Raw genomic sequence first — 13,494 nt, 5'->3', positions numbered from 1 at the left:
GAGACCTTATGAATATATGGGAAACTTTAGGAATAGAGCCAACAACTGACGTCAAGCTAATTAGAAGACGTTATGCTGAACTGGTCCGCCTCTATCACCCAGAAGACCAACCAGAAATTTACCAAGAAATTGTTGAAGCTTACCAAAAAGCCTTGATTTATGCGAGATCTAGAAATACAAGACCAGAAAATAGCCTAAGAAAAGCGAGTGACTCTCAAGAAGCTACTAAACTTGAAGAAGAGGAAAATGGAAAGCCTAACTCTAGTCTCAACTTTGAAAACTTGACTGAAGAAACGAAGACTGAGAACGAAGAGTCTGAAACATCTAGTCTTGATTTCAGTGATTATCAGCAATCGACTGATAAAACCAGCAATTCCTTTAACTTTGAAACCTATAAAGCAGAAGAGGATGAGCAAAAGTCCACCCTTGACTTTAGTGACTATGATGAGGAAGTTCAGCTAAATGGAGATTCTGAAGAAAGAGCTAAGAATCCCCTCAATTTTGAAACGTTTGGTGACGAAGAGAACCGTGGGCAAGAAGAAACAACAAGGTCTACTCTTGACTTTAGTGGTTATAATGAAGAAACTTATCTGATTCGAAATGCGATTGAAAGTATTGTTGGAAATGACGGTTATAACCAAGAGGAACAAGAGCATCTATGGCGTCAGTTCTTTCATCAGTATCAGTATGATATGGACATTATTCAATCCGTTTTAGAGGAAATGGATGTTTATATTTTTAACAAACCGGAGCAATTTTCTATCCTCATTCCCTTGCTGGAAGACTATATACCTGACTTTAAGTACTGGGGATATTACTATAAACTGAAGTATTGGAAAGTTAAAAGAGCTATAGCAGAAGAGGAAGGCAGTTCTCTTGAAAGCGCCCATGAAGCCACTGAGGAATTCTATTATTCTTATCAACTTTGCCAAGAAATTCTCCAAGATTCTAACAAAGCAAATAAATTGAGCTCTTGGATAGAGTTTTTCAAGCACCCCTATCTTGCCTTTATGGTCTTAGATCAAGTAAATCAAAATCGTCAGATAATCAAGAGTGTGCCAGTTTTAATCTATATTCTAGAAAAAAACCGACAAGTCATATTTGAAGAGGATTATCCACTCTTGAATGACTTGGCTGATTACTTAGAGAAAGTAAAAGGGGAGCTGGGAGAAAACGTTGACTTTAGTCACTACTCTCTAGATAATTCAGATGAAGTTGAGGCAGCCTTTTATGAGTTGCTCCATGCTCGGTATCAAGACGAGTATATACTGTTACGTGATTGGCAATATCTTTTTGAATCAGTCAAAGATCACACGCTCCTACTTGATTTGTTAGAAAAAGTGGACGTCTATCCTTTAACCAATGCGAAAGTGTTAGCTCTCGTTCTCCAATTTGTGGAACGTTACAGTGATGAGGAGTCAAATCCTTACCTGAAAAAACTTCATTTCTGGAAGAGTATCCATTCCTATCCTTCAGTGGTAGAGGAGTATGCACTTAACAAAAAAGAAAATTTTGATTACTGGTACAATGAAGGTTATCTTTATATAGATAAGCTCACTAAGAACGATGAAGATATCAATGATTGGGAAAAGTGGAGAAGCTACTTTAAAGGAAGACCACGTATTCTAACGATTTTACTTCAACAGATCTATAAGGAGTACCATCGGTTTACAGACGGCGAGCTCCTGAGATATGTTTTATCTCCTTTTCCTACTTCTAAAATGGCTCCCCAAATGATGACGGAGGAGACAGACCAGAAACTAGAAGAGATGACAGTTTATGCTTATGAACTTAGTCATCCAAAGGCCAAGCTCTCTTATTTGGATTGGAAAAAAAGACAAGTCTTTAAAAATAAGTTTCTTCAGTTTGTCTTTGGTCTATTTTCGATTGTGAGTTTGATACTCAGTGTTCTAGAGCAACCTATTGATAATTTATGGGTCCATGCTGGTATGTTTTCTCTCTTTTACGCCTATATGCTAAAATTAAGGCAAACACAGATTGAGGAAGGAGTGACAGCTAGGGGTTCAAAACGAAAATTCTACCACAGTCCCCATCCATGGTTCCTATTCATCTTGTTATTGCTCCTCGTCACTCCATTCTTACCGTTTGGTCTTATTGGGGCCCTTATTTTCATTACATTTTTCTGTCTCATCGATGGTTTCCAGGTGAGTCAAGGGCTGAAGTGGGATTATTCTTTGGATAAGCTGATTCCTGTCGGTATCTTTCTTTCTGCTGGCTTCTTATCTGCTTTGGTAAATCGAAGCCAGATCATTTCCGGAGTTGCAATGATGTACTTCCATATTTTTGTAATCCTTGTGATTTGCTTGTCTTTTACACGATTTAGTCCCGGATTTCCAACATCATTGAAAAAAATTCTCCTTCCAGCAATCTTGGGTATCCTACTCTTTCAATTATTGCCTTTCGTTCACAGCCGCTTAAACCTCTTTAATCCAACTATTCTACGAAATGAAACGCTGGCCATAACCGTTATCCTCTTGTTAAATGGAATTGTCTTGTCTTATTTTACAAAGGAACAGGGTTTCATGATTGGAGTAAAGAAGGCCTTTATGATTTATGGATTGCAAATCTTTATTTTCCTAAGAAGACTATTCCGAATCCTTTTCTCACTTATACCTTATTTAGGCAAAGTTTATTTTGAAAAAGACCTATTAATCTTGAACAGCGAATTTACGTTCTACTTCCTTGAGGGGCTTTTTGTCCTGATCATGCTTTTCCTTATTGGCAATATACGCAAGGAAAATCGTAAAAGTGCTTCTTAGAATGAAAGCGTAGAGAAGAGGACTCTAGTTCAAGTTTCTAGTAAATTTTCCTGAATAAGGGTATAATAGAACTATTCAAATGAAAGAGGTAATGAAAATGGCTTCAAAAATGCTACACACTTGCTTGCGAGTAGAAAACCTTGAAAAATCAATCGCTTTTTATCAAGATGCTTTTGGATTTAAAGAATTGCGTCGCAGAGATTTTCCAGATCATGCTTTCACCATTGTCTATCTAGGACTTGAGGGGGATGACTATGAGTTGGAGTTGACTTACAACTATGATCATGGACCTTATGTTGTGGGTGACGGCTTTGCTCACATCGCTCTAAGTACACCTGACCTTGAGGCACTCCATCAAGAACATAGCGCTAAAGGCTATGAGGTTACAGAGCCCAAAGGCCTACCAGGTAACCCACCAAACTATTACTTTGTCAAGGATCCGGATGGCTACAAGGTCGAAGTCATTCGTGAAAAATAATCCAGTACAGTCAAGTAGAATGTTCGTTTTCTACTTGACTTTTTTACTTTGAAAGAGTATACTAATACAAATTTAACCTTTAAGGGGAGTCCAGAGAGACTCACAAGGTGTCAGATAAAAGGGATAAGGGGACTCTCTGTGGAGACTTTTTAAGTGTGCGCATGAGTTCTAGCCTAACCCAACTGAGGCCTTGCATTAGCAAGGCCTTTTCTTTATCTGGTCCCCTTAAATTTAAGGAGGAAAAGTCATGAATCCCACATGTAAGAAGCGTTTGGGTGCCATTCGTTTGGAAACCATGAAGGTGGTCGCACAAGAGGAAATTGCGCCAGCAATCTTTGAATTAGTCCTAGAAGGGGAGATGGTTGAAGCCATGCGAGCAGGCCAATTTCTTCATCTGCGTGTGCCTGATGATGCCCATCTCTTGCGCCGTCCTATTTCAATTTCGTCTATTGACAAGATCAAGAAGCAGTGTCATCTCATTTATCGGATAGAGGGGGCTGGGACAGCTATTTTTTCAACTTTAAGACAGGGAGATACTCTTGATGTGATGGGGCCTCAGGGAAATGGGTTTGACTTGTCTGATTTAGACAATCAGAGCCAAGTTCTCCTCGTTGGTGGGGGGATTGGTGTTCCCCCCTTGCTTGAAGTAGCAAAGGAATTGCATGCGCGTGGGGTGACAGTAGTGACAGTCCTTGGTTTTGCGAATAAGGATGCTGTGATTCTCGAAACCGAATTGGCCGAGTATGGTCAGATCTTTGTAACGACAGATGATGGTTCTTATGGCATTAAGGGAAATGTATCTGTTGTCATCAATGATTTAGACATTCAATTTGATGCTGTTTACTCATGTGGGGCTCCTGGAATGATGAGGTATATCAATCAAACCTTTTATGATCATCCAAGAGCCTATCTATCTCTAGAATCTCGTATGGCTTGTGGGATGGGAGCTTGCTATGCATGCGTTCTAAAAGTGCCAGATAGTGAGACCGTCAGCCAACGCGTCTGTGAAGATGGCCCTGTTTTTCGCACAGGAACAGTTGTATTATAAGGAGAAAGTCATGACTAACAAACGTTTACAAGTTTCTCTACCGGGCTTGGATTTGAAAAATCCCATCATTCCAGCATCAGGCTGTTTTGGTTTTGGTCAGGAGTATGCCAAGTACTATGATTTAGACCTTTTAGGCTCCATTATGATCAAGGCGACGACACTAGAACCCCGTTTTGGGAATCCAACTCCCAGAGTTGCAGAGACACCTGCCGGTATGCTCAATGCAATCGGTCTGCAAAATCCAGGTTTAGAAGCTGTTTTAGCTGAGAAATTGCCTTGGCTGGAAAGAGAGTATCCTAAACTTCCCATCATCGCCAATGTAGCAGGCTTTTCAAAACAAGAGTACGCTACCGTTTCTCAGGGAATTTCCAAGGCAGCTAATGTAAAAGCGATCGAGCTCAATATCTCTTGTCCGAATGTGGATCACGGCAATCATGGACTTTTGATTGGGCAAGATCCTGATCTAGCTTATGAAGTGGTAAAAGCAGCTGTGGAAGCCTCTGATGTGCCAGTTTATGTCAAGTTAACCCCTAGTGTAACGGATGTTGTCACTATTGCTAAAGCCGCAGAAGATGCAGGAGCAAGTGGTTTAACCATGATCAATACTCTAGTCGGTATGCGCTTTGACCTCAAAACAAGAAAACCAATCCTAGCCAATGGAACAGGTGGAATGTCTGGACCAGCAGTCTTTCCAGTAGCCCTCAAACTCATCCGCCAAGTCGCCCAAACAACTGACCTTCCCATCATTGGCATGGGGGGAGTGGATTCGGCTGAAGCAGCGTTAGAAATGTATCTGGCTGGTGCCTCTGCCATCGGAGTTGGAACAGCTAACTTTACCAATCCTTATGCCTGTCCTGATATTATTGAAAATTTACCAAAAGTCATGGATAAATACGGCATTAGCAGTCTAGAAAATCTCCGTCAGGAAGTCAAAGCCAGTCTGAGATAAGTTAGTCTTTCCTTATCGTCAACAAGAAATAGAATCTTCATCAATTTGTAATATTTCCGTCGATTAACTATGTTACAATAGGGTTTAGAAAACGTTATTGGAGCATTTAAATGAAACGATGGAAAGTGGCCCTAGTAAGTGCTGGCTTATTGGGGTGTTTTTTTACTGTAGTGGAGACAGCAAAAGCAGAAGAAGGTTCATGGCAAGGAAAGACCTACCTCAAAGCAGACGGGAAACCAGCAACCAACCAATGGATCTATGACCAAACGTATCAGAACTGGTTTTATTTAACAGCTGATGGAAATCGTGCTGAGAACGGCTGGCTGACTGTTGGTGGTAAAGATTACTATTTTAACGAAGCTGGAAAATTAGCTACGAAAACGTGGGTTGGCCAGTACTATGTGACTGAAAGTGGTGCTAAAGCCAAGGAACAGTGGGTATTTAATCAGGAACAAGAATCCTGGTATTATCTCAAGTCTGATGGTCAGAAAGCTCAAAAAGAATGGATTCAACAAGGTCAGGAAAAATATTACCTTAAAGAAGACGGGAAAATGGCCAAAGATGAGTGGATCACTCAAGGGGAGAACCAGTACTACATCAATTCACAAGGTAAAATGCTGAAAAATGCTTGGCTTGGTAAGAATTATATATCAGAAAATGGTCATAAGGTTAAACAAGCCTGGATTTATGATGACAACTATAGCAGTTGGTTCTACCTTCAACAAGATGGTACCTATGCTGAAAATGGCTGGTTAACCATAGATGGGAAGGACTACCATTTTAAATCAGGCGGTTATCTTTCTACTGAGCGCTGGATTGATCGCTTCTATGTTGCGAAGAGTGGAGCTAAATTGAAATCGGAATGGCTCTTTGATAAGAATTATGATGCTTGGTTTTACTTGAAATCTGATGGTAGCTATGCCGAAAAAGGCTGGGAAACGATCAAAGAAAAAGATTACCATTTCAAATCAGGCGGCTATCTTTCTACTGAGCGCTGGATTGACCGCTTCTATGTTGCTAAAAGTGGAGCTAAATTGAAATCGGAATGGCTCTTTGACAAGAATTATAACTCTTGGTTTTACTTGAAAGCTGACGGAACCTATGCTGAAAAAGGTTGGCAAACCATCAAAGGCAAGGATTACCATTTCAAATCAGGCGGCTACCTCTCTACGGAAACTTGGATTGACCGCAGTTATGTGACGAGTAGTGGAGCAAAAGCTGGCAAAGGTTGGCTCTTTGACAAGAATTATAACTCTTGGTTCTATATTAAGGCTGATGGAAATTACGCCAATAAAGAATGGCTCTGGGATAATGGCTACTATTATCTCAAATCAGGAGGCTACATGGCCACAAGTGAGTGGGTATGGTACAAGAATAACTGGTTCTACCTCAAGTCAAATGGAAAGATGGCTGAGAAAGAATTAATCTACGATTCATCCGACCAATCATGGTATTACCTTAAATCAGGCGGTTATATGGCAAAAAATGAAACTGTGGATGGTCATACCTTGGATGCTTCTGGTAGATGGCATGTTGCGGATAAAACCAAATATTACAAAGTTAAACCCATCACAGCCTATGTCTATAGTGCATCTGGAGAAATCTTGAGTTACATTAACCAAGGAAGCATTGTTTCACTGGATAGCTCGACGCGAAAAGGCGGCCGACTTGCAGTTTCGATTTCTGGCTTGTCTGGCTATATGAATCAAAGTGATTTGACAGCAGTAGATGAAGGTAGCGAGTTTATCCCTCATTATACTAGTGATGGGAAATTCCTCTACCATGAACTCTCTCCATACACGAGTATCAAAGTAGCTCCACACACATCTGCTATGGTTATTGGTAAGAAGTACTACTCAACTGACGGGGAGCATTTTGATGGCTTTACCATTAAAAATCCTTTCCTCTACAAAAACTTGAGAGAACCAAGTAATTATAGTGCAGCTGAATTGGATAAACTGTATTCGATGATGAACTTGCAGGATAGTCCTCTAGCAGGTAAAGGAGCGACTTTCAAAGAGGCTGAAGAACGTTACGGTGTCAATGCCCTTTACTTGATGGCCCATAGTGCCCTTGAAAGTGCGTGGGGTCGCAGCCAAATTGCCAGAGATAAGAACAACTTCTTTGGTATTGCAGCCTATGATACGAGCCCATATCTCTCAGCCAAGAGCTTTGATAATGTGGATAAAGGAATTCTCGGTGCGGCCAAGTGGATTCGAGAGAATTACATCGACTACGGCAGAGACCACCTTGGAAACAAGGCAACTGGAATGAATGTTCGCTATGCTTCCGACCCATACTGGGGTGAGAAAATAGCCAGCATCATGATGACCATCAATAGCAGACTTGGTGGGAAAGACTAATCAAAAAAATCAACGGTAACTACTGCAAAGTGGTTATCGTTTTTGCTTTGGACACTGTGATAAAATAGTATAACAACAGCTTCTTTATTCTTGATTAATTAGCAAAATGATTGTAAAATGTAAAAAGAAGAATTAATATATTTATCATACAAAATAAAGGAGATTTTTATGAAAAAGCTACTATCCTTCTCAATTGCCTTGCTTTCAATCACAACACTAGTTGCTTGTTCTGGACATAAGGCGGAATCAAAGGTCCCAGAAGAAAAAATTGAACAGAAGCAAATCAAGTTTGATGAGAAGTTGTTTAAAGAAGCTGGACTCTTGCCTTTTAAAAATGAAAAGCAACTAGAACTTGGAGAGTTGGATTCCAAATCACGCGCGACGGGTGCTCATATTCAACTCAAGGATAGCGACGAGCCAACTGAAAAGAGAGAGCCTAAGATAAGTTATAACCCGGTTGGTTGGCACAACTATAATTTTTATTATGGAGATGGCTCTAAAAAGGCTTGGTTGATGAATCGTGGTCATTTGATTGGGTACCAGTTTAGCGGATTAAACGATGAAAAGAAAAACTTGGTTCCGATGACTAACTGGCTCAATGCTGGAACTTATTATGGTACAGATAATACTAATCAAGAAAGCATGCTTTATTATGAAAATCGGTTGGACTCTTGGTTGGCCAATCACCCAAACTACTATCTTGACTATAAGGTGACCCCGATTTATCAAAAGGACGAATTGATTCCAAGACAGATTGAGTTGCAGTATGTGGGAATTGATGAAAACGGCAAACTCTTGGAGATCAAGCTGGGTGGTAGTAAGGAAAAGGTTGATCAGTATTCTGTGACGCATGTTATTCTAGACAATGTTTCAGCTAATGCGGAAATCAATTATTTGGCTGGTACTGCTAAAAATACAGTTGAAAACGGAGAAGAAAAAGCTAAGAAAGAAGCTGAAGAAAAGGCTAAGAAGGAAGCTGAGGAAAAAGCCAAGAAAGAGGTTGAGGAAAAAGAAGTAGCTGAAAAGAAAGCGAAAGAGGAAGAAGAAGAAAAAGTACGTCAGGCTGCACAAGAAAAGGAAGAAAGTCAGGAATCAAACTCGCAATCAACAAATTCAGGTGGCTACTTTAGGGATAGAAACGGAAGATGGCACAGACCAAATGGTAAATTTGCTTCCAAGAAAGAAATCAGAGAAGCCGGATTGCAGTGGTAGGATGAATTTAGTAGATATACAGTCAAAAAGCCGTTGGAAAACGGTTTTTTGTTATAATTAAACTAAGAATTTAGAATTAAAGGAGAAAAATTTGATGAGATACATAACTCTTGGTCAAGATGACAAACAATTATCAGAAATTGTTCTCGGAATGATGAGAATAAAAGACAAGTCTGTAAAAGAAGTTGAAGAGCTTGTAGAAACAGCACTTTCTGTTGGAATCAATGCTTTTGACTTGGCTGATATTTATGGTCGTGGTCGTTGTGAAGAACTGTTAGGTATTGTCCTAAAAAATCGTCCAGATTTAAGAGAAAAGATGTGGATTCAGTCCAAATGTGGCATTCGCATTGAAGAATTTACCTATTTTGATTTTTCTAAGGACTATATTATAAAATCAGTCGACGGAATTTTGCAAAGATTGAAGATTGATCATCTAGATAGCTTGCTTCTTCATCGACCAGATGCTTTGATGGAATCTGATCAAGTAGCAGAAGCCTTTGATCTCCTTTATAAACAAGGTAAGGTTCGAAATTTTGGAGTTTCTAATCAAAATCCTATGATGATGGAGTTACTTAAAAAAGATGTCAAGCAGCCGTTAGCTGTAAATCAGCTACAATTGAGTGCGGCTTTTACTCCAGGATTCGAATCAGGTTTTCATGTTAATATGGAAGATAGTCAAGCAGCTATGCGAGATGGCAGCATTTTTGAATATTGCAAATTACATGATGTGGTCATTCAAGCATGGTCTGTCTTACAATTCGGGTATTTTAAAGGGAACTTTGTTGGTAATGAGAAATTTCAAGCTTTGAATCAAGTACTTGATCGTCTAGCTTTAAAATATGGAGTAACCCCTTCAACTATTGCCATTTCTTGGATATTGCGTTATCCAGCAAAAATGCAGGCAGTCGTAGGTACAACAAATCCTAAGCATTTGAGAGAAGTTAGCCAAGCGACAAACTTTAGCTTAACAAGAAAAGAATGGTATGAAATTTATCTTGCAGCAGGGAATAATTTGCCGTAAGTAGAAGCAGATTTAAATAAATCACAGTCAAAAAGCCGTTGTAAAGCGGTTTTTTGTTATAATTAAATTAAGAATGTAGAATTAAAGGAGAACATCATGACTTTTGAAGAAATTCTGCCTGGATTAAAGACTAAGAAAAAATATGTACGAACTGGTTGGGGAGGAGCTGAAAACTATGTGCAGCTTTTTGACACCATCGAGCAAAACGGGGTTGCACTTGAAGTGACGCCTTATTTCCTAATCAACGTGTCTGGAGAAGGGGAAGGTTTTTCCATGTGGAGTCCGACACCTTGTGATGTTTTGGCGACGGATTGGGTAGAAGTGTATGACTAGACGCGTATTGATTACGGGAGTGAGTTCAGGGATTGGTCTAGCTCAAGCTCGCCTCTTTTTAGAGAATGGCTATCAAGTTTATGGAGTTGACCAAGGTGAAAATCCCCTCTTACAGGGTGATTTCCACTTTTTACAGAGAGATTTGACCTTGGACTTGGAGCCAATTTTTGACTGGTGCCCTCAGGTGGATGTTTTGTGCAATACTGCAGGAGTATTGGATGATTACAAACCACTTTTGGAACAGACAGCGCAGGAAATTCAAGAAATCTTTGAAATCAACTATGTGACTCCAGTTGAGCTGACTCGCTATTATTTGACACAAATGCTGGAAAGTAAAAAGGGAATCATCATCAATATGTGTTCTATTGCTTCAACTCTAGCGGGAGGTGGTGGTCACGCCTATACTTCCTCTAAGCATGCCTTGGCTGGATTTACCAAGCAGTTGGCTCTAGACTATGCGGAAGCTGGAATTCAGGTCTTTGGTATCGCTCCAGGTGCTGTCAAGACGGGCATGACCGCTGCGGACTTTGAACCCGGTGGCTTAGCAGACTGGGTTGCTAGTGAAACACCCATCAAACGCTGGATTGAGCCAGAGGAAGTAGCAGAAATTAGCCTTTTCTTAGCAAGTGGAAAAGCGAGCGCCATGCAAGGACAAATCTTGACAATAGATGGTGGCTGGTCTTTGAAGTAGGAGGAGTTGGATGGAAATCAAAAAACACTTTGGAGTCTATGCTGTTTGCTTTGAAAATGGGAAGTTACTCTGCATTGAAAAAACGAGGGGCCCTTATCAACATCGTTATGATCTACCTGGTGGTAGTCAGCAACTTGGTGAAGGATTGACGGAAACGCTGATTAGAGAAGTGATGGAAGAGACAGGATTTACTGTTAGAAGCTATTCCAATCCTCGAATCTACGATGTTTTCGTCAGGGAAGAGTTAACAAATTTTACGGTTCACCATATCATGGCATTTTATGATATTGAGATAAACAAGAAGAAAGCTCAAGTCACGATTTCGGAAGATGTCTCTGATGGTGCGAATGATTCACTCGGATATGTTTGGATGGATATTCAGAAAATCACAGAAGAAAATGCATCACCATTAGTCTTGAAGGTTAAGTCTGAATTATTAGGATTTCCAGAGCTTGACAAGACCTTGTATATGAATTGGAAGGTGAAGTAGGGGGATAATGGAACTATTTAAAACATGGAAGAAAAATATGGTTCTTTATGGTCTTAAATCTCAAATCGGAACTGTCTACCGAAACAGTGATAGGACAACAAGCTTTTATGATGTTGGAAATTTTCTATACCTAGCAGGGGAGTTAAATTCCAGATTTTGGGAAGATTTTGTTAGGAAATATGGTTTAGATTATAAGATTATTATTTCAGAAGATACTAATTGGCAAGATTTTCTACATCGGAAAGTGGAGCTAAATTCTTTTACTCGCTATTCTTTTAAAGATAGGGCAAATTTTCAAGTTGAATTTCTAAATGATCTAGTTACTCACTTAGAGGAAGATTACAATATTGTGCCTATTGATAATCATATTTATAACTGCTTTTCTGAGGAAGAATGGTCACAAGATTTACAGGGGGATTTTGAGTCCTATCAGGATTTTGTTTTAAAGGGTGGATTTGTCTTTGTGATTCTTAAAAATAATGAACTGATTGCTGGGATTTCCTCAGGGTTAGTTTACCGTAGAGCAGTTGAAGTGGAAGTTGCAACTAGACCAAACGAACAAGGAAATGGATTTGCTAAAAAGCTTGGTGCTACAATGATTCTGGAGAGTTTAAATAGAGATATGTTTCCACTTTGGGATGCTCATAACGAGGCTTCCAAAAAAGTAGCAGAATTTTTAGGATATGAGTTATTTGAACCTTATGAAGCTTTTGAACTAGAGGAAGGTATCATATAATGATATCTGATATTGTATGTTTTAAGACGAGGTGAATGGCTATGCAAAAACAACTTGTCCTTAGTGGAGAACAAATTGTTGAAAAAGTTTATCCTCAGTTATTGCACCACGTCGGTATGATTCGTGGAGAATACTTACTGAGAGAGCTTAATCAAAACATCCTATTAGCAAGTTGCCAGCAATTTGTAAAAGATTATCTAGATACCGTTTGCTCCTTGTACTCAGATGAAGAGGTTTGGTATCGTTTTTCAGAGTTAACAAATACAGAAGCTAATTGTCTAAAGGGGACTAAAGAGCATTTTGATGAAAATCATCCCTTATTTGGATATAGAGGGATAAGGCGTTTGCTGGCGTGTCCGAATGAATTTCAGGCTGAGGCAAATGTCGTTACAGAAGTTTATCAAACAAATCCCAATCTGTCTGTTATCTTTCCTTTTGTCAATGATGCTGAGCAGTTAAAGCAAGCTATTAGAGTATTGCGTGAGCATGGTTTTACTGGAAAAGTCGGCACAATGATTGAATTACCGTCAGCTTATTTTGACTTGGACAGGATACTGGAAACTGGTATTTCAAAGATTATAGTTGGAATGAATGATTTGACTTCTTTTGTTTTTGCGACTGTGAGAAACAGTCAATGGCATGATATGGAAAGTCCAATAATGTTAGATATGCTAAGAGATATGCAGGATAAAGCAAGGATAAAAAAGATTGACTTTGCTGTAGCAGGCTATCTGAACTTTTCTTTCATACAAAAAATGAATCAGATGGGTATCAAGTGTATTATCCACTACAGTTCTATTCCAGAGATTTTTGATTTAGAGATTGACCATACGGACCATCTCAAACACATAAAAGAAAAAAGTAAAAAATTACAGAGGAGCAACCTATGACACCGCAAGAAATGTGGAATGCATACAAGCAAATCAACCCCTCTATCGGAGATGAGATAGATGCCTGGGCTTTTGGAGTGGAAGCCGATACCTTGGCAGATTTGGTACTAAGAGGCGAAAAGACAGCAACTGCCTCAGCCTACGATCTTTACGCAGTAGAGGACGAATCTCTTCCACAAGAAGGGACCTTCGATGTCATTTTAGACAGTCAAAATCAGGCTGTCTGCATTGTCGAAATTACCAAGGTTTCTGTTCAGCCTTTTCATCAAGTTTCTGCTGACCATGCCTACAAGGAAGGTGAGGGAGACAAATCTTTAGCCTATTGGCGTCAGGTTCATGAGGAATTCTTCACGGAGTGGCTGGAGGAAGCGGGCTTGACTTTTACACCTGACAGCAAGGTCGTTTTGGAAGAATTTCGCAAGGTCTACCCACTCTAGACTGCAGAAGGAAGAAAGTTTTGGAAATTACCGTCCAATCCTTTTTTCTAAAGCAAAACATGATAT

The 13,494-nt window shown here is 39.6% G+C and carries 13 protein-coding genes; all 13 read left to right on the top strand.

Features of this window, described 5'->3' with window-relative positions; all coding sequences use genetic code 11:
* The first annotated feature begins 8 nt into the window (after positions 1-8).
* Positions 9-2,780 (top strand): J domain-containing protein, encoded by a 2,772-nt coding sequence (locus D8863_RS07010; protein WP_125441479.1) that lies wholly within the window; start codon positions 9-11, stop codon positions 2,778-2,780.
* A 97-nt stretch (positions 2,781-2,877) separates the two neighbouring features.
* The gene (gloA, locus tag D8863_RS07005; protein WP_061427150.1) at positions 2,878-3,258 is read left to right on the top strand and encodes a lactoylglutathione lyase; all 381 of its coding nucleotides are present in this window, start codon (positions 2,878-2,880) and stop codon (positions 3,256-3,258) included.
* A 247-nt stretch (positions 3,259-3,505) separates the two neighbouring features.
* Positions 3,506-4,306, top strand: coding sequence for a dihydroorotate dehydrogenase electron transfer subunit (locus D8863_RS07000; protein WP_125441478.1), 801 nt, complete (start codon positions 3,506-3,508; stop codon positions 4,304-4,306).
* Complete coding sequence (locus D8863_RS06995) at positions 4,269-5,255, top strand: dihydroorotate dehydrogenase (protein WP_185761461.1); 987 nt, start codon at positions 4,269-4,271, stop codon at positions 5,253-5,255. Before D8863_RS07000 ends, D8863_RS06995 begins: the two co-directional genes overlap by 38 nt.
* Before the next feature lie 110 nt (positions 5,256-5,365).
* Positions 5,366-7,618 carry a glucosaminidase domain-containing protein gene (locus tag D8863_RS06990; protein WP_125441476.1) on the top strand — a complete coding sequence of 751 codons (2,253 nt, stop codon included), beginning with the start codon at positions 5,366-5,368 and terminating at the stop codon, positions 7,616-7,618.
* A gap of 168 nt (positions 7,619-7,786) precedes the next feature.
* Positions 7,787-8,830 (top strand): DNA/RNA non-specific endonuclease, encoded by a 1,044-nt coding sequence (locus tag D8863_RS06985; RefSeq protein ID WP_125441475.1) that lies wholly within the window; start codon positions 7,787-7,789, stop codon positions 8,828-8,830.
* A 94-nt stretch (positions 8,831-8,924) separates the two neighbouring features.
* Complete coding sequence (locus D8863_RS06980) at positions 8,925-9,851, top strand: aldo/keto reductase (RefSeq protein ID WP_125441474.1); 927 nt, start codon at positions 8,925-8,927, stop codon at positions 9,849-9,851.
* 96 nt (positions 9,852-9,947) lie between these two features.
* A complete protein-coding gene (locus D8863_RS06975) occupies positions 9,948-10,184 on the top strand; it encodes a DUF2829 domain-containing protein (RefSeq protein ID WP_125441473.1) in 237 nt (78 codons plus the stop codon).
* Positions 10,177-10,875 (top strand): 3-oxoacyl-ACP reductase, encoded by a 699-nt coding sequence (locus D8863_RS06970; protein WP_125441472.1) that lies wholly within the window; start codon positions 10,177-10,179, stop codon positions 10,873-10,875. The genes D8863_RS06975 and D8863_RS06970 overlap by 8 nt, the downstream gene beginning before the upstream one ends.
* A gap of 10 nt (positions 10,876-10,885) precedes the next feature.
* Positions 10,886-11,365 (top strand): NUDIX hydrolase, encoded by a 480-nt coding sequence (locus D8863_RS06965; protein ID WP_125441471.1) that lies wholly within the window; start codon positions 10,886-10,888, stop codon positions 11,363-11,365.
* Positions 11,366-11,372: 7 nt separating this feature from the next.
* On the top strand, positions 11,373-12,101 hold the full coding sequence (locus D8863_RS06960) for a GNAT family N-acetyltransferase (protein ID WP_049505704.1): 729 nt from the start codon (positions 11,373-11,375) through the stop codon (positions 12,099-12,101).
* 41 nt (positions 12,102-12,142) lie between these two features.
* Positions 12,143-12,991, top strand: a complete 849-nt coding sequence (locus tag D8863_RS06955; RefSeq protein WP_049505943.1) for a putative PEP-binding protein — start codon at positions 12,143-12,145, stop codon at positions 12,989-12,991.
* Positions 12,988-13,428 (top strand): ASCH domain-containing protein, encoded by a 441-nt coding sequence (locus D8863_RS06950; protein WP_000188815.1) that lies wholly within the window; start codon positions 12,988-12,990, stop codon positions 13,426-13,428. Before D8863_RS06955 ends, D8863_RS06950 begins: the two co-directional genes overlap by 4 nt.
* The last annotated feature ends 66 nt before the right edge of the window (positions 13,429-13,494 follow it).

This window comes from Streptococcus oralis (assembly GCF_003943825.1).
In the GTDB taxonomy this organism is placed as follows: domain Bacteria; phylum Bacillota; class Bacilli; order Lactobacillales; family Streptococcaceae; genus Streptococcus; species Streptococcus oralis_CD.
Note: the sequence above shows the minus strand (reverse complement) of the source record. Positions and strands in the feature narration are given on the sequence as shown.

Bases quoted from the DNA above. Each gene is read 5' to 3' on its own strand.
- gloA (WP_061427150.1), top strand. From the start codon at position 2,878: ATGGCTTCAAAAATGCTACACACTTGCTTGCGAGTAGAAAACCTTGAA.
- D8863_RS06985 (WP_125441475.1), top strand. From the start codon at position 7,787: ATGAAAAAGCTACTATCCTTCTCAATTGCCTTGCTTTCAATCACAACA.
- D8863_RS06970 (WP_125441472.1), top strand. From the start codon at position 10,177: ATGACTAGACGCGTATTGATTACGGGAGTGAGTTCAGGGATTGGTCTA.
- D8863_RS06975 (WP_125441473.1), top strand. From the start codon at position 9,948: ATGACTTTTGAAGAAATTCTGCCTGGATTAAAGACTAAGAAAAAATAT.
- D8863_RS06995 (WP_185761461.1), top strand. From the start codon at position 4,269: ATGGCCCTGTTTTTCGCACAGGAACAGTTGTATTATAAGGAGAAAGTC.
- D8863_RS06980 (WP_125441474.1), top strand. From the start codon at position 8,925: ATGAGATACATAACTCTTGGTCAAGATGACAAACAATTATCAGAAATT.
- D8863_RS06955 (WP_049505943.1), top strand. From the start codon at position 12,143: ATGCAAAAACAACTTGTCCTTAGTGGAGAACAAATTGTTGAAAAAGTT.
- D8863_RS07010 (WP_125441479.1), top strand. From the start codon at position 9: ATGAATATATGGGAAACTTTAGGAATAGAGCCAACAACTGACGTCAAG.
- D8863_RS06990 (WP_125441476.1), top strand. From the start codon at position 5,366: ATGAAACGATGGAAAGTGGCCCTAGTAAGTGCTGGCTTATTGGGGTGT.
- D8863_RS06950 (WP_000188815.1), top strand. From the start codon at position 12,988: ATGACACCGCAAGAAATGTGGAATGCATACAAGCAAATCAACCCCTCT.
- D8863_RS07000 (WP_125441478.1), top strand. From the start codon at position 3,506: ATGAATCCCACATGTAAGAAGCGTTTGGGTGCCATTCGTTTGGAAACC.
- D8863_RS06960 (WP_049505704.1), top strand. From the start codon at position 11,373: ATGGAACTATTTAAAACATGGAAGAAAAATATGGTTCTTTATGGTCTT.
- D8863_RS06965 (WP_125441471.1), top strand. From the start codon at position 10,886: ATGGAAATCAAAAAACACTTTGGAGTCTATGCTGTTTGCTTTGAAAAT.